21 protein-coding genes and 4 pseudogenes are annotated in these 21,058 nt (G+C 52.9%); 15 read left to right on the top strand and 10 right to left on the bottom strand.

From position 1 onward, the window contains the following. The first annotated feature begins 42 nt into the window (after positions 1-42). A complete protein-coding gene (locus AC3I0A_RS12310; protein WP_489378067.1) occupies positions 43-1,497 on the top strand; it encodes a TrkH family potassium uptake protein in 1,455 nt (484 codons plus the stop codon). A gap of 29 nt (positions 1,498-1,526) precedes the next feature. After that, positions 1,527-1,895: pseudogene (locus AC3I0A_RS12305) on the top strand (LysE family translocator); the annotation flags it as partial. A gap of 230 nt (positions 1,896-2,125) precedes the next feature. Here the strand turns inward: AC3I0A_RS12305 and AC3I0A_RS12300 are convergent. Beyond that, positions 2,126-2,620, bottom strand: coding sequence for a hypothetical protein (locus AC3I0A_RS12300; RefSeq protein WP_489378066.1), 495 nt, complete (start codon positions 2,618-2,620; stop codon positions 2,126-2,128). 49 nt (positions 2,621-2,669) lie between these two features. Then, positions 2,670-3,494 (bottom strand): TIR domain-containing protein, encoded by an 825-nt coding sequence (locus tag AC3I0A_RS12295; RefSeq protein WP_489378065.1) that lies wholly within the window; start codon positions 3,492-3,494, stop codon positions 2,670-2,672. 583 nt (positions 3,495-4,077) lie between these two features. On the opposite strand from AC3I0A_RS12295, the gene AC3I0A_RS12290 reads away from it, so the two are divergent. From AC3I0A_RS12290 to AC3I0A_RS12260, 7 genes and pseudogenes are all read left to right on the top strand, one after another. After that, positions 4,078-4,563 carry a toll/interleukin-1 receptor domain-containing protein gene (locus AC3I0A_RS12290; protein ID WP_489378064.1) on the top strand — a complete coding sequence of 162 codons (486 nt, stop codon included), beginning with the start codon at positions 4,078-4,080 and terminating at the stop codon, positions 4,561-4,563. Between the two features lie 198 nt (positions 4,564-4,761). Beyond that, positions 4,762-5,025, top strand: a pseudogene (locus AC3I0A_RS12285) (LysE family translocator); the annotation flags it as partial. A gap of 34 nt (positions 5,026-5,059) precedes the next feature. Then, positions 5,060-6,100 carry a DMT family transporter gene (locus tag AC3I0A_RS12280; protein WP_489378063.1) on the top strand — a complete coding sequence of 347 codons (1,041 nt, stop codon included), beginning with the start codon at positions 5,060-5,062 and terminating at the stop codon, positions 6,098-6,100. An 80-nt stretch (positions 6,101-6,180) separates the two neighbouring features. Beyond that, positions 6,181-7,251, top strand: coding sequence for a bifunctional transcriptional activator/DNA repair enzyme AdaA (locus AC3I0A_RS12275; protein WP_489378062.1), 1,071 nt, complete (start codon positions 6,181-6,183; stop codon positions 7,249-7,251). Positions 7,252-7,308: 57 nt separating this feature from the next. Next, positions 7,309-8,121, top strand: coding sequence for an isocitrate lyase/PEP mutase family protein (locus tag AC3I0A_RS12270; RefSeq protein ID WP_489378061.1), 813 nt, complete (start codon positions 7,309-7,311; stop codon positions 8,119-8,121). A 76-nt stretch (positions 8,122-8,197) separates the two neighbouring features. After that, positions 8,198-8,815 (top strand): DNA-3-methyladenine glycosylase family protein, encoded by a 618-nt coding sequence (locus AC3I0A_RS12265; RefSeq protein ID WP_489378060.1) that lies wholly within the window; start codon positions 8,198-8,200, stop codon positions 8,813-8,815. Between the two features lie 196 nt (positions 8,816-9,011). Then, positions 9,012-9,500, top strand: coding sequence for a GFA family protein (locus tag AC3I0A_RS12260; RefSeq protein WP_489378059.1), 489 nt, complete (start codon positions 9,012-9,014; stop codon positions 9,498-9,500). Positions 9,501-9,519: 19 nt separating this feature from the next. On the opposite strand, the pseudogene AC3I0A_RS12255 reads toward AC3I0A_RS12260, so the two are convergent. Beyond that, positions 9,520-10,020 (bottom strand): annotated as a pseudogene (locus AC3I0A_RS12255) (MiaE family protein); the annotation flags it as partial. A 211-nt stretch (positions 10,021-10,231) separates the two neighbouring features. On the opposite strand from AC3I0A_RS12255, the gene AC3I0A_RS12250 reads away from it, so the two are divergent. Both AC3I0A_RS12250 and AC3I0A_RS12245 read left to right on the top strand, forming a co-directional pair. Further along, on the top strand, positions 10,232-11,836 hold the full coding sequence (locus tag AC3I0A_RS12250; RefSeq protein WP_489378058.1) for a recombinase family protein: 1,605 nt from the start codon (positions 10,232-10,234) through the stop codon (positions 11,834-11,836). Between the two features lie 486 nt (positions 11,837-12,322). Then, positions 12,323-13,015, top strand: coding sequence for a YagK/YfjJ domain-containing protein (locus AC3I0A_RS12245; RefSeq protein WP_489378057.1), 693 nt, complete (start codon positions 12,323-12,325; stop codon positions 13,013-13,015). 136 nt (positions 13,016-13,151) lie between these two features. Here the strand turns inward: AC3I0A_RS12245 and AC3I0A_RS12240 are convergent, their stop codons facing one another. Then, complete coding sequence (locus AC3I0A_RS12240) at positions 13,152-14,204, bottom strand: DUF4352 domain-containing protein (protein ID WP_489378056.1); 1,053 nt, start codon at positions 14,202-14,204, stop codon at positions 13,152-13,154. Between the two features lie 116 nt (positions 14,205-14,320). Here AC3I0A_RS12240 and AC3I0A_RS12235 point away from each other — a divergent pair, with 116 nt between their 5' ends. From AC3I0A_RS12235 to AC3I0A_RS12225, 3 genes are all read left to right on the top strand, one after another. After that, positions 14,321-14,575: a helix-turn-helix domain-containing protein gene (locus AC3I0A_RS12235; protein WP_489378055.1), complete on the top strand. Its 255-nt coding sequence runs from the start codon at positions 14,321-14,323 to the stop codon at positions 14,573-14,575. A 200-nt stretch (positions 14,576-14,775) separates the two neighbouring features. Further along, the gene (locus AC3I0A_RS12230; protein WP_489378054.1) at positions 14,776-14,991 is read left to right on the top strand and encodes a hypothetical protein; all 216 of its coding nucleotides are present in this window, start codon (positions 14,776-14,778) and stop codon (positions 14,989-14,991) included. A gap of 151 nt (positions 14,992-15,142) precedes the next feature. Beyond that, positions 15,143-15,682, top strand: coding sequence for a recombinase family protein (locus AC3I0A_RS12225; protein WP_489378053.1), 540 nt, complete (start codon positions 15,143-15,145; stop codon positions 15,680-15,682). Positions 15,683-15,848: 166 nt separating this feature from the next. Here the strand turns inward: AC3I0A_RS12225 and AC3I0A_RS12220 are convergent, their stop codons facing one another. The 5 genes and pseudogenes from AC3I0A_RS12220 to miaE all read right to left on the bottom strand — a co-directional run bounded on the left by AC3I0A_RS12220 (position 15,849) and on the right by miaE (position 19,156). Continuing rightward, positions 15,849-16,646, bottom strand: coding sequence for a hypothetical protein (locus AC3I0A_RS12220; protein WP_489378052.1), 798 nt, complete (start codon positions 16,644-16,646; stop codon positions 15,849-15,851). Positions 16,647-17,176: 530 nt separating this feature from the next. After that, positions 17,177-17,431 (bottom strand): HIRAN domain-containing protein, encoded by a 255-nt coding sequence (locus tag AC3I0A_RS12215; RefSeq protein ID WP_489378631.1) that lies wholly within the window; start codon positions 17,429-17,431, stop codon positions 17,177-17,179. 270 nt (positions 17,432-17,701) lie between these two features. Continuing rightward, positions 17,702-17,812: pseudogene (locus tag AC3I0A_RS12210) on the bottom strand (DNA translocase FtsK); the annotation flags it as partial. Positions 17,813-18,399: 587 nt separating this feature from the next. Continuing rightward, positions 18,400-19,005, bottom strand: a complete 606-nt coding sequence (locus AC3I0A_RS12205; RefSeq protein WP_489378051.1) for a MiaE family protein — start codon at positions 19,003-19,005, stop codon at positions 18,400-18,402. After that, a complete protein-coding gene (gene miaE / locus AC3I0A_RS12200) occupies positions 18,995-19,156 on the bottom strand; it encodes a tRNA isopentenyl-2-thiomethyl-A-37 hydroxylase MiaE (RefSeq protein ID WP_489378050.1) in 162 nt (53 codons plus the stop codon). The genes AC3I0A_RS12205 and miaE overlap by 11 nt, the downstream gene beginning before the upstream one ends. Positions 19,157-19,383: 227 nt before the next feature. Between miaE and AC3I0A_RS12195 the strand changes: the two genes are divergently transcribed. Next, complete coding sequence (locus AC3I0A_RS12195) at positions 19,384-20,247, top strand: universal stress protein (RefSeq protein WP_489378049.1); 864 nt, start codon at positions 19,384-19,386, stop codon at positions 20,245-20,247. A gap of 158 nt (positions 20,248-20,405) precedes the next feature. Here AC3I0A_RS12195 and AC3I0A_RS12190 read toward each other — a convergent pair whose 3' ends face one another. After that, on the bottom strand, positions 20,406-20,876 hold the full coding sequence (locus AC3I0A_RS12190) for a DUF1289 domain-containing protein (protein WP_489378048.1): 471 nt from the start codon (positions 20,874-20,876) through the stop codon (positions 20,406-20,408). Positions 20,877-21,058 lie beyond the last annotated feature (182 nt).

The following is a 21,058-nucleotide window of genomic DNA, read 5'->3' as shown; positions in this document are numbered from 1 at the left end:
AGGAAATTGATACTGTGCAGCGCTCATCAGCAGGCGTTTTTTATGTCCATTGCAGTACTGCGGCTTATCGGATTTATCCTGGGTATTTTCTTGATCACGTTGGCCGTGAGCATGGTGATTCCCATGGTGACGCTGGTCGCTTATGACCGCAGTGATGATCTGTCGGCGTTTCTCTGGTCAAGCCTGATCACTTTCGTCTGTGGGTTGGCGCTGATTATTCGCGGGCGTCCAGAGGTTGCCCAACTTCGCCCACGAGATATGTACCTGCTGACCACGGCCAGTTGGGTTGTCGTCTGCGCCTTTGCGGCTTTGCCGATGGTACTCATCCATCACATCAGCTACACCGATGCTTTTTTTGAAACGATGTCCGGCATCACCACCACCGGCTCGACGATTTTGACGGGGCTGGATACCGCGTCTCCAGGATTACTGATTTGGCGCTCGATGCTGCACTGGCTCGGGGGAATTGGTTTTATCGGCATGGCTGTGGCGATTTTGCCTTTGTTGCGAGTCGGCGGCATGCGTTTGTTTCAGACAGAATCTTCCGACTGGTCAGAGAAAGTGACTCCACGCTCTCACGTCGCGGCGAAATATATTCTGCTGCTCTACCTCGGGCTGACCGGGGTATCCACTCTGGCGCTATGGGTTGCGGGAATGACGCCTTTCGAAGCAATCAATCATGCGATGTCATTTATTTCAACCGGCGGTTTTTCAACCTCGGATGCATCCCTGGCGCACTGGCCTCAACCGGCTATTCATTGGGTATCGGTGGTCGTCATGATTCTCGGCAGCCTGCCTTTCACCTTGTATGTCGCCACACTACGGGGCAACAAAAGTGCGTTATTAAAAGACCATCAGGTGCGAGGGTTCATTGGGTTTCTGGTGATTACCTGGCTGTTATTTGGTACGTGGTTGTGCTTTAACAGTGACTACAGCTGGTGGGAAGCGTTTCGTATCGTGGCCGTCAATGTAACCTCGGTGGTCACGACCACGGGATTAGCCCTCGGGGATTACACCTTATGGGGCAGCTTTTCTGTTTTGCTGTTCTTCTATTTGACCTTTGTCGGCGGTTGCTCCGGGTCCACGGCGGGGGGACTGAAGATTTTCCGCTTTCAAGTGGCCTCTTCATTGCTGGTGGGCAGTCTGAAACAGCTGATTCATCCTCGTGCAGTGATTCAGAAAAAATACAACGGCCACCCCATCGACGAAGACATCGCGCGCTCGCTGCTGACCTTTTCATTCTTCTTCACCATCACCATCGGCGGGATCGCCATGGGGTTGGCGCTGATCGGCCTTGACTGGACGACAGCCTTGACCGGCGCAGCCACGGCGGTATGCAATGTGGGTCCGGGACTGGGCACGATCATTGGTCCGGCAGGTAACTTTTCCACCTTACCCGATTCGGCAAAATGGCTGCTGACAGTCGGCATGCTCTTGGGAAGGCTGGAAATACTGACCGTTCTGGTGATGCTTACACCTGCCTTCTGGAAATATTAATTGAGTGATAATGCCCCATGGAGCCCATCATGGACCTCGCAACACTCTCACTATTTCTCCCGGCCTGCTTCGCCCTGAACATGGCTCCCGGCCCGAACAACCTGCTTTCGGTCAGCAATTCCACCCGCTATGGCTACCGCACCGCTTGCCTTGCCGGGATTGGCCGCCTGCTGGCGTTCGCCGGGATGATCGCTCTCGCTTCGGCCGGCTTGGCGGTGGTGCTGCAAACGTCGGAATTGTTGTTCTACGGGATCAAGATTCTTGGTGCGGCCTATCTGTTTTACCTGGCCCTTCAGCTGTGGCGAGCGAATCCTGAGACTGAACAGGCAGCCGCGACTGCGTCGGTGGGCGTGCTGGCCCTGGCGCGACAGGAGTTTCTGGTTGCGGCAGGCAACCCGGACGAATGCCAATATAAACTCTCTCGATAATCCGCCTTCGGCCACTAAGAGAATTCAGGTGATGAAGGGTTGAGCGATACCTTCAGGCTGGATGCAGACATGTTCGCGATGACACAGATAGCAGGGGTTACATCTTCCAGTTCAACGCCTTTAGTAGGAAGTCCATGGAGCCACCAAGATGCGGATGAGTTTGCGAAAACAGTTGGGGAATATCGCTCGCAGTCGATCGCTCAGTAGCGACGAAAAAAAATGTGGATATCTGGGCGAGTTTTCAGAGCAAAGGTCATCACAGCCAGTGCCTGGCCAAGAAGCGCGTCGTTTCTTTCAGAGCCCTCAACGAAATCCGCATGACCAGCTCCGCCATCTTGATACTTCGCGCCGTGGGCGAGGTTATTTCTCGCTCGGCGAATCGCAAGAAAGAGATCAGCCGTACTATCCACTGCGCCCATGTCTTTCCATCCAAGCGCTCCATTGGCGAGCTTCACCTGTTTTTTGGGCGGATTGCCAATTAAAGCAGGGGCAATTCCTTGAGCAACGACATCGCTCAGGAAGCCCGGGCCTAGGTCTCGGGAAAATCCATCCCAGTCGGGAGCTACCCTATCATCGTTGCCAACTGCATACGTTCCAGACCTCTTCAGTGCGCATTCGAATCTAGAGAAAACGACGAAGAAATCCATAGCCAGCTTCGGCAGCTCTGCCTCAAGTGCCTCTTCAACCAAGTTCATATTTCCCCCAGCAAGTGACCGAACTGAGATTGAGCAACTGAGCTCGCTGCTACCAATTCTTGATCGTATATCCACAAGCCCTAAGCTCTTTGACGATCTCTTTTTGCCACGCCCCGGCTTGGTCCAGAGGTACATAGACCACACCACTGATGTCGTTCGGTGTCTCAATTGTGCCTTTGACTAAGGCGCATACGTTTTCCCTGCCGAGCTTAGCCATCAGATAACCATGCTCAAAGACGACATTCTGCCGAGCTCGGTCTTTCGGTTTTTCCTGCTGCTCGTGGTATCCCCGCCCCTGATCGCAGGGCGTGTACAGCACCAGAGCAAAGTCCGCATCGTTGGTATAACGCTCAATCTTTTCGATGATCGTCAGGCCAGCGTTGGCCTGTTCATGCAGGATTATTGCCTCTAAACCGAGATTTTCGATAAACCGACTTACCTCGTACTTAGCAAGATCATCCCTCCCATGCACGATGAACACCTTTCGTTTGTTCCTTGCAACGACTGGGACTGACGATGGCCATGTGATTGCCGCGGTTGTGTGCACGGGCTTCGCGGTTTGTACCGGAGGAAAGCCTTCGTAACCTGGCGGATCCAGCGAATCTAGTAAGGGAGTGAACTGTTCAGACAGATAGGCTCTGCGCTCAGCATAGGTTGGGAATTTTTGCTTGATCCAGGTCCAGAACGAATCCAAGCTTCCGTGCTGTTTAACAAACGGCGGAAGTCGATGCCCAATTTCTGAGTCGTTTAGGAGCTGATGCCTTAGTTGGAGATATTCTGTTGGGTCCGCCGCATTCCCAGTAGCACGTGCGGACAGAAGGTTTTGCAAATAGCTAACCTTGTCGAAGTGGCTCTCCAAAAATTTTATACTCATCAAACAGATTCCGTTCTCGCGACTCAGTGACAGGACTGTTGGGTGGAACGAGCGCACCAGAAAGCTACCAATTTGCCACCACCCTGTCCACCTGATCGGCAATGACATCAGCTCTGGCGTCAAAAGCGGCCACCTAAGTCTAGGCACCAAAGAGCTAGTAGTGAAATCAGGCTGGGTACCAGCAATCCTGATGATGGGCAATATAAAATATTCTGACAGACTGCTTTCGGTAAGTCGCTCACTACGGGCAGAGCTTTGGCTCCGCCTGCGGAGGGCATAATACTGATCCCTAAATTTGCTCTTCTCTTTAAGCGTGGCACTAGGCTATCGTTCAGTCAGACCTACATCCGTATGTTGCAAAGGGACTGACCAATGGAAGGATTACGACATGTCTAGATGCACAGCACCAGTACGCGGACATAGCTCAGCAGCAGCGGCCGCTGCCTGCCCTGCATGCCGCTACCGCAGTAGCTCCCGCTCCTACTCCTCATCGGGTAGCAGCGGGAGTAGCTATGCCAACAGTGGTGGCGGTGGCAGGTCTAGCGGCAGTTCAAGGCCGCGCTGGTCGAAAGCCGGTTCGTCCGTGTCGTACACGTTTGCCCAAGTGCAGTCCCTCACGCCAATCCGCCAAACCGTTGAGACGCGAGCAGCGGCTCAGCCTGATCTACGTGATGTATTCCTTTGCCACGCGTGGGACGACCGGCAAGGGCCAGCCAAAGAGCTGCACGAGTTGCTCGTGGCGGCAGGTGTCAAAGTTTGGTTCAGCGAGAAGGACCTTGGCCTCGGCGTTCCGATGATGCGCGCCATCGACAAGGGCTTAGCGAATTCGCGAATTGGGCTTGTGCTGGTGACCCCTGCGCTTCTGGCCCGCCTCCCCAAAGAGAGCGTGGCCGACAAAGAGCTTTCGGCACTCCTGGCGGGTAACCAGCTCGTTCCCATCGTGCACAACACGACGTATGAAGCTCTCCGCAATGTCAGCCCCTTGCTCGCCTCCCGAAGCGGCCTGGACACTGTAGAAGATTCAATGGCGGTGGTCGCGGCAAAAATCGCCGAGCTGGTCGCGCTCTAGCTTTATTGCCCACACAGATTCGCCATTCTGATGCGGCTGTTCGGAAAAATGTGCTCCAAACCTTCGATCAATCAGAACTACCTCCGGAAGGCCGGTCAGCTCCAAAGTTAGAGTCCGTTTTTGGCCCCTACCTGCCCTCTGCGAAGGGCAGATAGGGGTCGAAAACGGCCGACCTGCTCGAAGGGCATCAAGCTGGACGCCAGCAATCCCAAGGCAATCCTGATTTTCACCGCCTTCCTGCCGCCGTTCGTCGACTCGACACGAGCGGTCACGCCGCAGTTCGCGGTGCTTGGCGTGTTGTTCCTGTGCCTGGAATGGATCGCCATCAGCGCCTATGCCTACATGGGTTTGCATATGCGTCGCTGGTTCGCCGAGCCGCGCGGCAAGCGGATGTTCAACCGCTGCTGCGCCGGGCTGTTGTCGGGGGCGGCCTCGGTATTGCTGATGGCACGCCGGGCCTGAGAAACTCCAGCATGCGCCTCGGAGTACAGGGTCAATGAACCTAAGCGTTTTCTATGCACTGGCGGCGGCCGCGCTCTTTGGTGCGAGTACGCCATTCGCCAAATTATTGGGCCTCGATGTCTCGCCGATATTGCTTGCCGGCCTTTTGTACCTGGGTAGCGGCATTGGCCTGACAGTCGTCAGGTTTGTCCGCGACCGCCGCTGGCAAAAAACCGGCCTTGCGCCGTCAGAATGGCCATGGCTTATCAGCGCAATCGCTTTCGGTGGGGTTCTTGGCCCCGTCGCACTGATGTTTGGTTTAAGCCGAACATCCGCTTCGACTGCATCACTCATGCTCAATCTGGAAGCCGTACTGACGGCGCTGCTGGCGTGGGTCGTTTTCAAAGAGAATGCCGATCGCCGGATCGTCGCGGGCATGCTCGCAATCGTTGCCGGGGGCCTGATCCTCGCATGGCCGCAGGACAGCACTCAGTCTTATGAGTGGATTGGCCCGCTGGCGGTCGCTTTGGCCTGTGCTTGCTGGGCTATCGATAACAACCTGACGCGCAAGGTTTCAGCCTCGGATGCCCTGTTTATTGCCGGTATCAAAGGCTTGGTGGCCGGTCTGGTGAACTGCTCCCTGGCGCTTTTTCTTGGGGCGCGGATTCCGGATTTTTTCGTACTTGGCCCGACGCTGATCGTTGGCTTTTTTGGCTATGGCATCAGCCTGGTTCTGTTCGTTCTGGCGCTTCGCGGGCTCGGCACCGCACGCACCGGCGCGTACTTCTCCACTGCACCCTTTCTGGGGGCAGCCATTTCGATCTTGATGCTGGGCGAACCGGTGTCCTTGACGTTTTGGGCTGCAGCCCTGTTGATGGGCATTGGCGTGTGGATTCACCTCACCGAAAGTCATATCCATGAACATCAACACGACCCGCTCAGGCACAACCATCGTCATGTTCACGACGAGCATCATCAACACGAGCATTCGTTTGAATGGGATGGAACGGAGCCCCACAGCCACGAACACCAGCATGCACCGATCCGGCACAGCCATCCGCATTTCCCGGACATTCATCACCGGCATAAACACTGAGCTCACGCTCAAGCAAAAGCCGGAATTCGCTGTCGATTCTCCGGTGGAGGCGAAGCGCCGGTCATTCTAGACTCGTGTCCATGAACCTGAAAAACGCCCTGCTCCCGCCCCATACCGAGATGGTTCGCGCCATGCTCGAACGAGACACCGCCTATGAGGGGGTGTTCTTTACCGCGGTCAAAACCACCGGCATCTTTTGTCGTCCGACCTGCACGGCGCGCAAACCCAAGCCGGAAAATGTCGAGTTCTTCGCCCATGCCGATGAGGCGATGTCGGCGGGCTATCGCGCTTGCCTGCGTTGCAAGCCGCTGGACGCCGTCGCCATTGCGCCGGACTGGGTGCAGCGGCTGCTCAGATCCGTGGACGCCGACCCCGACCTGCGCTGGACCGATGCCCAGTTGCTCGCCGAGGGCATCGAGCCGCTGAAGCTGCGCCGCTGGTTCAAACAGCATTTCGGCATGACCTTTCACGCCTGGCTGCGCAGCCGGCGCCTGGGCATCGCCCTCGGTGGCATCAAACAGGGCGAATCCATCGACAACGCCGCGTTTGACTCCGGCTATGAATCCCTGAGCGGCTTTCGTGATGCGTTTCAAAAATCGTTCCACATCACGCCCGGCCGCGCCGCCCAAAGCGAGCCACTATTGTTCACCCGACTGACCACACCGCTGGGGCCGATGATCGCCATGGCCGAACGGCGTGGGCTGGTGCTGTTGGAGTTTCTCGATCGACCGGCATTGACCAAGGAAATCGAGGAACTGCAAAACCGTTATGGCTATGCCGTGGCACCCGGCCACAACGGGCACTTGCAGCAGATCGAAGAAGAACTGGCGCAATACTTTGCTGGCAAACGGAGCGCATTCAACGTGCCACTGCACCTGCCCGGCAGCGCTTTCGCCCGGCAGGTGTGGGCCGAACTGATGAAAATCCCGTACGGCCAGACCAGCACTTATGGCGCTATCGCCGCACAACTGGGCAAGCCCGGCGCCAGTCGCGCCGTGGGCATGGCCAACGGACGAAACCGCCTGGCGATTATTCTGCCCTGTCACCGGGTGATGGGTGCAGACGGCTCGCTGACCGGCTATGGTGGTGGACAACCGCGCAAAGCGTTTCTGCTCAGGCTGGAAAGCGCTTCGGCGCACATCACGCAATAACTCGCATTCTGATTGCTTCGTCGTTATTTCAAGAAAAGTCATAAGGAAGGGCATTCGATGGACACACTCGACAATCAATTCCACCAGCTACACCAAAACGGCCTGCTGATTCTGACCAACGTCGCCGATGCCACCGGGGCGCGACTGGTGGAACAGCTGGGCAGCAAGGCCGTCGCCACCAGCAGCGCGGCGGTGGCCTGGGTTCATGGTTATCCGGATGGCAACACCTTGCCGCTCGAACGGCTGATTTCCACCGTCGAGTCCATCGCCCGGGTCATCACGGTGCCGTTGACCGTGGACATTGAGGCGGGCTATTCCGATGACCTGGGGCGGGTTGCGCAGGTGATCGACGCCGTCATCGCCGCCGGTGCCGTGGGGATCAATATCGAGGACGGTGCTTCACCGCCCGACCTGCTGGCCCGCAAGATCGAAATCGCTCGCCAGGTCGCCAATCGCCGGGAGGTGAAGCTGTTCATCAATGCCCGCACCGACGTATACCTCAGGGGCCTGGTGCCTGCCGAAGATCGCGTGGCAGAGACACTCAAGCGGGCTGCGGTGTATCAGGCGGCCGGTGCCGACGGGCTGTTCGCGGCTGGCGTCACGGCGGCGTATGAGATCGACGCGCTGTGCCGTGGCACGACGCTGCCGGTGAACGTGCTTGGCTTCTCGGGTCTGCCCTCGCCTGAAGAACTGCAAGCCCTCGGCGTGCGCCGCTTGAGCGCCGGCTCGAGCATCGCCGAATTCCTCTACGGCGCCATGGCGTCGGTGGCCAAAAGCTTTCTGGAGACCGGAAAACTCGATAGCAGCGACCTCAAGGCCTTCACTTATGGCCAAGTGAACGCCCTGCTGACCGCCACCGGGAAAGTTTGACCGCAAGCAATGGGGTGCGGCGCTGCGGAGGGACGACTAGTCTTCGCGCAGTTAACCGCGCCCCCCAGGATGCTTCATGCCCGACACCTATCAACTGGCCAGCGAATTTCTCTCGGCCCTCGATGCCGACTGGCAACGCCACATCAGCGCCATCGGCCCCTGCCTGCATCAGCCTCATGCGGCTCGGGATCCTTATGAGTCACTGGTGCGAGCGATTGCCTATCAGCAGCTGCATGCAAAGGCCGGCGATGCGATTGTCGGCCGGTTGCTGACGTTGTTTCCTGCGAGCACCTTCCCCAGACCCGAGCAGATTCTGGCGACAGATTTCGAGCAGATGCGCGGTTGCGGGTTTTCCGCCAGCAAGATCGCGACCATTCAGGGCATCGCTCAGGCGGCTCTGGACGGGGTGGTGCCGGATTACGCCACGGCACTGGCGATGGACGATGAAGCATTGATCGAGCGCTTGATTACCTTGCGCGGGGTGGGTCGCTGGACGGTGGAAATGCTGTTGATTTACAGCCTGGAGCGGCCAGACATTTTGCCGGCCGATGACTTTGGCGTGCGCGAGGGTTATCGGCGCCTGAAGGGACTGGAACAACAGCCGAGTCGCAAGCAGATGATTGATCTCGGGTTGGCGTGGAGCCCTTATCGGACGGTGGCGGCGTGGTATTTGTGGCGGGTGCCCGACCGTTAGACCGCGTTATCGTTCTTCGCGAGCAAGCTCGCTCCCACATTAGATCTGTGGCGTTTGCAAAAAATGGATTCACAGCAGATCCCCTGTGGGAGCGAGCCTGCTCGCGATAGCGTCAGCACATCTAGCATAAATTCAACTGTCCAGGCTAACGGTCTAGGCTGTCCTGAGTCATCCTCACCCCTCGTCGGAGGCTCCCATGCAGCTCGAAGGCTCCTGCCATTGCGGCGCGGTGTCGTTCAGTTTGACCAGCGCCCACCCCTACCCTTATCAGCGTTGCTACTGCTCGATCTGCCGCAAGACCCAGGGCGGTGGTGGTTATGCGATCAACCTGGGGGGCGATGCCGAGAGCCTGAAGGTGCGCGGCCGCAAGCACATCTCGATTTACCATGCGCGACTCAAGGACGAAGGTGATAAACGCGCCCACCTCAGCACCGCCGAGCGGCATTTCTGCTCCCTGTGCGGCTCGGGATTATGGCTGTTCAGTCCTGAATGGCCGGAGTTGATTCACCCGTTTGCCTCGGCCATCGACACGCCATTGCCGGTACCGCCGGAGCACACTCATCTGATGCTCGGCTTCAAGGCGCCGTGGGTTGAAGTCCAGGCGCATCCTGGCGACCAGCAATTCGAGGTCTATCCCGCAGAGTCCATTGCCCAGTGGCATGAGCGGCTCGGTTTGAGCCGTTAGGCCGCTTCAACCGATCAATTCACGCCGCTGCGGGTACTCCGCTATGGAAGCGAAATTCCACGTCCGGCGACTCGATCAGCTCCTGCTCGGCCGCCCTGACCTTTTCGATCACCTGGGCAATGTCCTTGGCGTCGCCGTACTGGTACGCCAGCTTCAGATAGCCCTGGAAATGCCGGGCCTCGCTTTTCAGCAAGCCGAAGTAGAACTTGCCCAGTTCTTCATCCAGATGCGGCACCAGCGCTTCGAAGCGCTCGCAGCTTCGCGCTTCAATAAAGGCGCCGACCACCAGGGTGTCCACCAGTTTGACCGGTTCGTGGTTGCGCACCACTTTGCGCAGCCCCGAGGCATAGCGGCTGGCGGAGAGCTGGCGCAGCTCGATCTTGCGTTTTTTCATCAAACGCATGACCTGTTCATGGTGGACCAGCTCTTCGCGGGCCAGGCGTGACATCAAATTGATCAGATCGACATGGGCGTGATACTTGGCGATCAGGCTCAGCGCAGTGCTGGCGGCCTTGAACTCACTATAATCTGCAATATCACTACGAATCTAATTACATCAAATACAACATGAAAAATAACCAGTAAAAAACTTGCATTGTGTTTAGAAACTCGGTTTCTAGTGGTATAAATTAGTCATCGCAAAACATAGAGCAGCCGATAGGGGCGCATCCAATCGCGCCTCCAGAATGTGTGCTTGCATCATACTTTTATAATACCCAAGGTCAAAAACAATGCCCTATGCAATCGGCTACGCGCGTTTCTCCAGTATCAAACAAGGTTCAGGTAGCAGCCTAGAACGGCAGCAAGCCTTGATAGCCAAATGGCTTGGTGAAAACCCGGAATACAAAGTTTATCCAAAAACCTTTGAAGATTTAGGACGATCTGCATCAAAAGGCGATCATTTGAAGCACGGGCTCGGAAAGCTACTCGAAGCCATTGAGGTTAAAGAAATTGGCGACGGCGATATTATTCTAGTTGAAGCCATTGATCGAATTGGACGCCTGACCGCAACAAAGATGTTTTCATTAATAAATCAAATTCTAGAAGCCGGCGTACGGATTATAACATTGCAAGATAATACGATGTATGGTCCAGTTATTAAATCAGATCAGATTTGGCAATTGCTAGGTAAGATAGAGCAGGCTTTCACATACAGTGTTGATCTTGGCAAACGAATTAAAGACAGCTATACAATTCGCGAACAAAATGCAAGAAAAGGAGTAATACCAAAAAGAAGAACACCAATCTGGTTGAATACAGACGGAACACTAAAGGAGGACATTGCAGCTGCAATGAAAACCGCCTTTGAAGATGCGTTATCTGGCCTCGGCGAACGTAGAATTCTAAAAAGATTAAAAACAAGTCATCCAACATTTGAAAAACGCCATCCAGCAAGCGTTAGGAAATGGCTAACAAACAAAGCTGCAATTGGATTTTGGCGTGAAATCTTGACTTACCCGCCAATAGTCAGTCCAGAATTATTCTATCAAGTCCAAAAGCGCTTTGAAGATGCCTACATACCAGCGTCAGCACCAACAAAACACTTCCTGTCCGGACTTGTGAAGTGCGGAAATTGTGGCTCGTCTTTCCAAGTAAAGGTTAACAAGTCGAGTCCAAATAGCATGCACTGCTCGGCACGAGCCATACATGGTATTGACAGATGTGAAAATGGAACATCTTTTCCCGTGCCTGTATTGCTCCGTATCTGCCACGATACTGCAACACTCGCGATGGAGACTGCCTTGCAAAACATTGAACTTTCAAAGGCTAAGAAAAAAAGCATAATTATCGATGGCAAATTAAATGACATCGGAAAAAAACTGAACAACCTGATAACTTCTTTACAGCAATATGGAGCCATACCGGAGATAGACAGCCAGATAAAACTACTTATTTCCGAAAGAAAAAAGCTGGAAGATGAAAAGCGTTACTTAGTCGAAGACGACGTAGCCAACACAACAAGTTATGAAGAGGCATGGGACTACCAATACGAATTGATCGAAGATGACCCTATGCGTCTAAACGCATTGCTTCAATCTGTAAAATATCAAATTAAATGCTTTGCCAATCGCAGCATATTAGCCAACACCACCGGTAACGAATTGAGCAAATCCGTTTACATGAATTACTGTAGAAAAATTCAAGCGTACCGTCTTCACGCAAACGGCAACATTTACAATATAGCAAACAGAGAAGGTACTTTTACCAAAGAACGGCTCAGGACTTTCAAAGAAATGCTACAAGCACAAAGAGAAGGAACTGCACTTTATAAAGAGGTTCTGTTGCCCCCAGAGCAACAGGAAATGATGAATTTTCTCGAATCACTTGATAGCTGATCAGTACTTCCGCCCCCATGCCTTCGCATATGACTACGTGAACCCATCATCCATCATAGAGGTGGATTATCATCCTGCGTAGGTCGGTGTTTGTAACGGCGCACATATTATTCTATAATCATATTACTGTATATTTGTACAGGCAATTGAAAATCGCTAGTTAACGATGGAACTCAAACCTCTGCGCGAAACGAGCCTTTCACGAACCTTGCATGCGGTTCATAGGTGCGAATCACCGCGATATACTTCCCCAAATATAATTTTTTAATTACATCAAATTAGCATTTGGCGAATCCGTTTAGAACACCCTAAAACAGTGGTAATATTTGTTCAATCCCAACCTTGTTTCTTCGGCACTAAAATCTATTCAAGCCCATGCTAACTGCGCTTTGTCAGCGTATGGTCGATTGCTATATAGTAATATCCAATAGAACCTATAGACCCCATGAAAGCAAGAAAGGTAATCATCAATACGGATAAGACAAATTGAAAAAGACAAAGAATCAGAAAGCCAAAAAGAATGTAACCTACAGTCCAACCTACCAAGGACTAGAAATCAACACAGGAAAGTACAAGAATCTTGGTGTGTATACGAATATGCTAAAACCAATGCTTAATCAGATCAAAGCACTGTTGACGCATCATTCAAGAATTCAGCTGTTACGGTTCGATCTTCACTTGCCTGTTACGGATATTATGGACGCCTCATCAGGCAACCTAGTGGTCTCCAATTTTTTCAAACAGGTCAAGCAAGACCTTGCAAGTTCAAATTGGAATCGTCAAAAGAATGTCATACAGGGTTGGGCAAGAGAGGTAGGCGAGTCCGACAACGCTCATTATCATTGCTACATCGGTATAAGCTCCACAGTGCAATTAGGGACGCTTTACAACGATACCCCGACCATGTTATGGAAATTGCTTTATAACCGCTGGGCAGAGCTCTCAGGCGGCTCTGTGAGGCCATCTGGCCACCATGTGATTAACAGAAGTAATCACGGACAACTTAGCACTGCTTTTTACCACCTGAGTTACCTCTGTAAAGTTAGAAGCAAAGATTTCGGATCAGGTAAACCCCATAAACGATATTCAAACTCTAGACTTAAGCCAAAACAGGCAGTGAATCAGAAACCGATCAACGATGACTGCCTGGAACGGATTATGCCAATAATGACGCCTTGACTCAATTGGATGTGGTTATATCGAGCCCGTATTTTGTGTATTAGAAGCGAAATGCTAATGAAACCCGCCGAAACCAATGTCCACTTGAGAGAGAAAAGGAAAGTGGACATAAGTGGCAGATCTTATCAGCACCAAATCATATCGAACCACACAACAGCGTTACATTGCTGGCCCCGCCATTAGCTTGCCAGACAATCTTACCCGCTAAATCATTAGGAATTCGGTAGACCAGCTTCGTTCGATATGTGACTAACGGGTTCAGCGGCTCTGGACGAATGCCGTAACCATTTTCTGGAATTAGCTCAAACTTGTCGAACTTATAAACTTTGCCATTCTTGCTAATGACCATATTTCCGGGCGAAATATATCTGCTTGCGGTCGAAACATTCTTATAACTTATATCCACAACCAGAAACTTAGATTCAGGCCAGGGCTTCGGTTCAAAAAATGGATTTGCAGTATAGATTTTTTGAGTTGCTGAGCAGCCATTGGCGGTGACTTGAAATTCGCCCGCCTTAGCCGAATTGTTTTTTGGGTTCAAAAACTTGGTTTTGTCGTCTCGCTCCTTTTTTATACGAGCCTGCTCAGCAACTTGACGAAGTTGAATTTCTGCTTCTTCTTCCGCCCTGCGCTTCGGATCTAGGTCGGACTTGGCTGCTACGAGAGCTTTCTCCAACCTATACACGACTTGCTGGTTTTCGTTAGAGTCAACGTCAGTATATGCTTTAACCGCGTAACACAGTAAAGAGTCCTTGATGAAGTCTTGGTCTACATCTTTTAGCTTTACAAGATGAGAGAAACTCGACATGCCATTTTGAGCATCTGCTTTTAGCATGTTATTCGCGTAACTTTGAAATTCTGGCTGGAGTAATTCTTTAACAAGTTTAACTAACTTCGGATCGTACTCTTCCAGGCCCTCAACATTAAACTCACCGAGCCCAAGGATAAAATAACCTACCCCATTGCTAATGGCTCCATTATACGCACCGCTGATACCTCGCTGATCTGGCCGTAGGGACACCTTCGGGCATTCAGATTTCAAACTAGCAATATACTGTGCGTTGCCCGCAGAGGCATTTACCGTGAATCCCAGCAAAGCGCACAACGCTAGTCGCCTCACGGGCGTGGCGGCGTTCACGCTTGCTATACGGCCAGGGGCGTATCGGCATATCGCAAAGCTAATATCCATTTGAAGTCTACTCTAGCTGGCGCATGACCCATTGCCACGCGGCAGCAAATTTATCTGAAAATCAGATATCTGAAAAGCGGATATAGCTTGTGAGGCTGTTTTAACTGGACAGCCTCATGCCTAAAGCCATCTATCGCCCAGAACACGACATATTTTTAGGAATACTTAAAGCTCGCAGAGCAGCGGCTGGAATGACGCAACGCGATTGTTCGCAAGCTCTTGGAAGGCCACAATCGTTCATGAGTGACGTAGAAAGAGGCGTTCGACGCTTGGATATTATCCAAATTCGGGATTTGTGCGGAATTCTTGGTTGCGAGTTCGTTGGGTTGATACAAGAGTTCGAGGACAAGCTGAAAGATGCCGGGTACTAATATAGAACGAACGCTACCCTTTTAGACCTTTAGCTGCTGACGGAGCATCCGTAGACACCATCAGCCACGGACTGGATGGAGTTTGGTGCCAAAATCAACATTCCTTCGCCGAATCTCCGATTTATACAAAACAGCGCACCCCCTAGTACATCCAGCGGTGAGCTACGATTTCCGGAACACCCCATCAAGGACGATCTCCCATGTACACCCAGAACCAAGCCGTAGCCGCTGCTGACGCGTTAACGCTGCTCCTAAGTCAGCAACACGGAATCGCCGCTGCGTTAGAAGAACTCGCTAATTGGATCTCCACCCAAGGAGGAACCGTTGCTGCTGAAAACGCATTGGCAGCTTTGGAGGTGTTGGACTCAAACGCCATGGCCCTTACCGAAGCGATCAACCGAGTGCGTCAAGGTTAATCTACTGTGTCCAATTAGGTACACCCATGAGACTACAGGCCAGCGAACACATCAGCCCCATTCATGCCGTGTTCAATAGGGTTGATTTTATAAATGAACACACTCATACTAAGGACATCTAGAACCTAATGAACACAAAACAGGTCATACAATGACAAACGTAGGCTACGTCAGAGTTTCATCGACTGATCAAAACACCGCTCGCCAGCTGGACGGGATTTCCATGGATGAGACATTCACGGACATGGTTTCAGGGGCAACCACTGAGCGCCCAGCATTGCAGGAAATGCTTAGATTCATCCGTAAGGGTGATACCGTTCACGTGCACTCCATTGATCGTTTAGCTCGTTCTCTGGAAGACCTGCTAGGACTCGTGAAAGAAATGATCACCAAAGGTGTTGCCGTCCGATTCCACAAGGAGCAATTGCATTTCACCGGCGAAGCTAACCCAATGCAAGAGCTTATGTTATCGCTACTAGGTAGCGTTGCTCAGTTCGAACGCTCGATGATTCGTGAACGACAGCGGGAAGGTATTGCCAAAGCCAAGGCGGCAGGCATTTACAAGGGACGTGTCAAGACTGTGGATGATGACGTGATACGTGCTGCTATAGCCGACGGAATGTCCTACAGAGCCGCCGCTGCTGCCCTAAATGTTGGTCTTAGCACCGTGCAACGTGCCATGAAAGCGTGATCGTTAGAAGTCTGCGGAATTGCATGCCACACAACTAACCGGGTGCATTGCTCGACCGCTCATGTGCAATACGTTTGAAAATAAAATGAGTCAGATTGATCTAGGCGCCTACTAACGATTATTGACAGAGAAATCACCGTTGCTGTTGGTCAACTCAGATAGAAACCTACCGCGCGGTCAAATCTTTAGCAGTACTCGCCGAGCCACTGACAGAATGCTGCTCTTTGACCATCTCTAGATAGGCTGTGAACGCGACCAAAGCGTAGTCATGCTCCTGTTCGATAACAGGCAGCAGCTCACTCAACTGCATCGGCTCCTGCTGCCCAAACGACCAGCCTATCCGCCCGTTGGTTTCTATCCTTCTAATGACGTTGATGTGCCCAAGTGCGATTGACCGAGGATGACCATGCTCATGTTGGTTCCGAAAGTCGCTTGTCGCTTCCTGAAAGCTGCTCTCGGCCATTCGACTCAATGAAATCGCAAGCGCGGGCCAACTAGGCCAAGCTTCGCTCATAGACTTCGCTGTCTTCATGCTAGTGTGCCCGCCATTCCAATCGGGCCGGGCTCCATCCCATTTCAGGAATAAATTCGCGTGATAAGAAGTCGCCGTTGCGGCGTGAATTAATCGGCCCCGCAGCGCCTGTGGCGCCGTGAGACACAGACTGCTCAAAGGTCGAATATGGTCCAGCAGCAGATTGTATTGATCTTCTCCTGTGGCCTTTTCATAGATTGACTGCCAGGCATACAAGGAATGAATGTATCTCCCGAAGCCATTAATTGCGTTGGCGATCTCACGCAGCGCATCCTGAGCAACCGCATGAAAGGGCATCGCTAGTATGTCGAAGCTCCCACCCTCGAACGGTCTTGGATAAGGCGCTACGCCAAGTCGCTTGGCAGTCCGCAGGTTACTCCTAAACTCAGCGTAGAGCTTAATGGCGCGATCATCTGTATATGTGTCGACCATGGATTTGTACTCGGCGAAAGGACGTAGTCGCAGCAATATAGACTTATCTTAATTGGCAGTCTCCCTGCTGCTCCCTTGCCTTTCAGCTCTTTCAGCCTTCCGAGCTTCTAGAATTGCCTGCTTTTCAGCTTTTTCGGCTTCTTCGCCGTCGGCAATGATGTTTCTGTATACCTCTGCGCAAGAATTTGGATCACCACGACCCTTTTTAACCATTTGCTCGCATAGGTCGCGTGCTTCACGGGCAGTGCTTCGATATTCAGGAATGGTTGATCCGTAGATCATCACGCCTATGAAAAGTGCGACGGGAATTCCAATGATCCAAGGCCACTTTGAAGGTGTACTGGGTGCTGGGACGGAAGCTCCACACTTGGGACAAGCGAAAGCAGTTGTGCTGATTTCATAGTGACAGTCCCTACATCTCACTAAAGCCATTGAATTTTTCCTATTGAATGCCGAGGCCCGAAAGCGGTTCTTTTCCTACGTAGCGGGCCCGCGAGGGGGGATGTTGATTGCTGCCTTTTAAACAGCTTTCAATCATTGCTTGAGGGTAGATTGACCATTACTCCAATTTTCAATTTTGCTCCGTATCCGCCTACTAATTTCGCCCTAAGCTGGAAACATGAAACACCGAAAATACCTTCCTTCGCTATTTGGTCAACAAAGCTCGCAGCCGCTTCTCTCGGTAGATAGCCTACTTTTAAGCCGTCGATAAAAACTGCGCATGCATTGGCATCGTGGAGGTTAGCAGGCTCAGTCACAATGAACGCTTCGAAGTCGTTGTCCATGTCCAAGCATCTGGAATTTCGGATCTGCCTAAGGGCCGCTTGGAAATGTGACTCCCCAACGATGTTGAACCCCTTATCCTTAGTACCTCGGATTTTTCCCGTCAGCGGTGGAAGGACCATCCTTTCAACGCAAGTGAGAGGCTCTGGGTCGCGCGGCTTATGTACGGCCTCAGTATTACAGTCCAAGAGGTACGTACTGCGCTCTACTGTCGATAACACGCGTCGTGCACCATTTGCACCTAATGACGATACGATTCCATCAGACTCCATAGTCTCGATGAAACGAGCAGCTCGGTTGTACCCAATTTTGAGGTGTCGCTGGACTGCGCTAATAGAAGCCCGCCCGGACCCTAGAACGAAGATGATCGCCTGGGTGTACATCGGGTCGTCAATTTCGCTATGAGAGCCCACGAGAACGACGGGCTGCTTTGGTAGGTCACAGCGAGATGATTCGACGTCGACTTTAGGCTGATCTAAACCATTGGGTCGGGGGAAATGAAAAAACCTATCAAACCAAGACATGTCGATCTCCATGAAGACCTGTCGAAATGGGCGAGGCTATATTTAGTACTGGTGTTCGAAGCTTGTCTGAGCTGCTTACCCCAACCGTTCCAGTCGTGCAAACATCGAGTCCTGCCAGCCGTAAGGCTCGCCAGCCAGAATGCCGACAAGCTGGAACGTCGGCGGGCAAGCCTGTGCAGATGCACAAACTCACAACAAACATAGTCGAGGAACTGAGTGGCACCCTACTACACGCTCCCAGAACGGGCCTAAAGGGCAATATGGATCCCCTTTTTGGTCGTGACCCATCCAAAAATTTTCGAATCCAAAAATTTCTGGATCTAAATAATTTCCCAGTGAAAATTACGTACAACGTCTACGTACAATGAAAAAACAAAAAAACCGCGTAGAGCTTAATCTACGGGGCTTTCATTTGTATGGCGGAGAGATACTGGCTTATACCCAGATCATACCATTGTCGGAACACCACTATGAAATCTGAATTCGCTATCCGGGCTGTCAATCAAATCAGCCTCAACCGCCCTAACCTTTTCGATCACACGGTCCACGTCCGCTGGGTCCCCGTACTGATAAGCAAGCTTCAGATAGCCTTGGAAATGCCGTGCTTCGCTTTTCAGCAACCCGTAGTAGAACCGTCCCAACTCCTCGTCCAAATGCGGCACAAGAGCTTCGAAGCGCTCACAGCTACGAGCCTCGATAATGGCCCCCACCACCAACGTATCAACGAGCTTCACTGGTTCGTGACTGCGTACAACCGCTCGTAGCCCAGACGCATACCGACTAGCTGACAAAGGCCGCCATTCGATTTTGCGCTTCTTCATCAACCTCAAAACCTGCTCATGATGCACAAGCTCTTCACGGGCCAGCCGAGACATCATGATTACCAGATCAGAATATGCACCGTACTTAGCAATCATGCTCAGTGCAGTGCTAGCGGCCTTGAATTCACAATTCTTGTGATCAATCAGCATCACATCTTGCTGGCTCAGAGCTGCTTCGACCCATGCGTCGGGGGTCCGGCACCCTAGGAATTCATGGACTTCAGGCAGCATTGAGATTTCTCGCATTTCGTAGTTGTATTGCCGACTTTTTCTCGCAGTTCTTGTGGTCGATCAGCAGGGTTTCCTGATCCGCCAGTGCGGCCTGGACCCAGCCGTCCGGGGTGCGGCAACCCAAAAACTCATGAATTTCGGGAAGAATCATCGGGACACTTCCGCACGTTCAGGAGCGTGGCAAGGCAGGACGGCAGCGACTTCAGGGATCAGTAACATGAGGCTCACGAGAGAAAGGTTCACAGCGAAGGGCGACGATTATACCGGCCGGGCCGCAGACCACCAGTCGGCCGACTTGATGCGCATCAACATCACGGTCTGCCCGCAGCAACTATAGTTGTCCAACGCAGCGTCTTTCACTCTCTGGAGATCCCGATCATGCAAGCCATTCGCAGCCTTCTGGTGGTCATCGAGCCCGAGCATTCGGAAAGCCTCGCACTCAAACGCGCCAAGTTGATCGCCGGGGTCACCCAGGCGCACCTGCATTTGCTGGTGTGCGACAAAAAACATGATCATGCAGGCCTGCTCAGCGGGCTCAAGAGCGCCTTGCTGGAGGAAGGCTACAGCGTCACCACCGAACAGGCCTGGAATGAAAGCCTGCACGAAACCATCATCGACGTGCAGCAGGCCGAAGGCTGCGGGCTGGTGATCAAGCAGCATGTCCCGGACAACCCGCTGAAAAAGGCCTTGCTCACACCCGCAGATTGGAAACTGCTGCGTTATTGCCCCACGCCAGTGTTGCTGGTCAAGACCTCCAAACCCTGGACCGGCGGCGTCATTCTGGCCGCCATCGATGTCGGCAACACCGATGGCGAACACCGCACCCTGCACGCCGCTATCGTCGATCACGGTTTCGACATCGCCAGCCTGGCCAAGGCGCAGCTGCATGTGATCAGCGCCCACCCGTCACCGATGCTGTCGGCGGCCGACCCGGTGTTCCAGCTCAGGGAAACCATCGAAGCCCGCTACCGCGAGCAGTGCAAGGCGTTTCAGGCCGAATTCGACATTGATGACGACCATCTGCATATCGAGGAAGGCCCGGCAGACGTATTGATTCCACACATCGCCCACACATTGCAGGCATCTGTCACCGTCATCGGCACGGTGGCGCGTACCGGATTGTCAGGTGCGTTGATCGGCAATACCGCGGAAGTGGTGCTCGATTCGCTGGAAAGCGACGTGCTGGTGCTCAAGCCGGACGTGATCATGGACCATCTGGAGGAGATTGTTACGCAGCATTGAGGTAGTGATCACCTGTGGCGAGGGAGCTTGCTCCCGCTGGAGCGCGAAGCGGTCCCAAAATCGGCAAACACGGTTTTTCAGATAAAACACATTCGCCGGATTTACGACTGCTGCGCAGCCGAGCGGGAGCAAGCTCCCTCGCCACAAGGTCTCAAGAATCAGGCGCCAAAGGCATCCTTGAGAAACCCCGGCGCGATGTAACGCTGATAATGCGCTTCGGACAGCAGGAAAAATTCCCGATCAATGGCGTCCCGCAGCTCCGGCAGGTTCCAGTCGCGAAACTCCGGCAACAACACCATCCCGTAGGCATCCAGATTGTTGATGACCCGCGCGCCACGGGCGATCAACTGGTACGCCCAGCAATATTCAGACTGATGGGGCACGAAGCGGATTTTTCGCTGCTCCAGCTGCTGGCGCAGCCGTTTTGGGTCGAAAATCTCCAGTTTGCCGGCCATCACCTGCACCAACAGCTGCTCCAGGCGCAGCCAGACCGCACGTTTTTCTTCCTCGTTGTAGCCGTTCCAGCGAATCACTTCATGGTGAAAACGCTTGCAGCCACGGCACACCAAATCACCGTAAACAGTGGAGCAGAGGCCGATGCAGGGGGTCTTGATAGTCTGATTGGGCATAGGTAAGCAGAACGTGAGAAGCAAAACAGGTCGGCATGTTAGTCCTTTGTCTAACATTCATCACCCCCTCAAAATTCGGGGGCTAACTTACCTTTAAATTTTTTTTGCCGTAGAATCAGCCAGCCTTTTAAGGCGCCAATGTCCGTTAGAAGCTGTTTTCAAAGCGTCACGAGCACAGTCGT

It is taken from the genome of Pseudomonas sp. KH_024_B2 (assembly GCF_057839965.1).
Note: the sequence above shows the minus strand (reverse complement) of the source record. Positions and strands in the feature narration are given on the sequence as shown.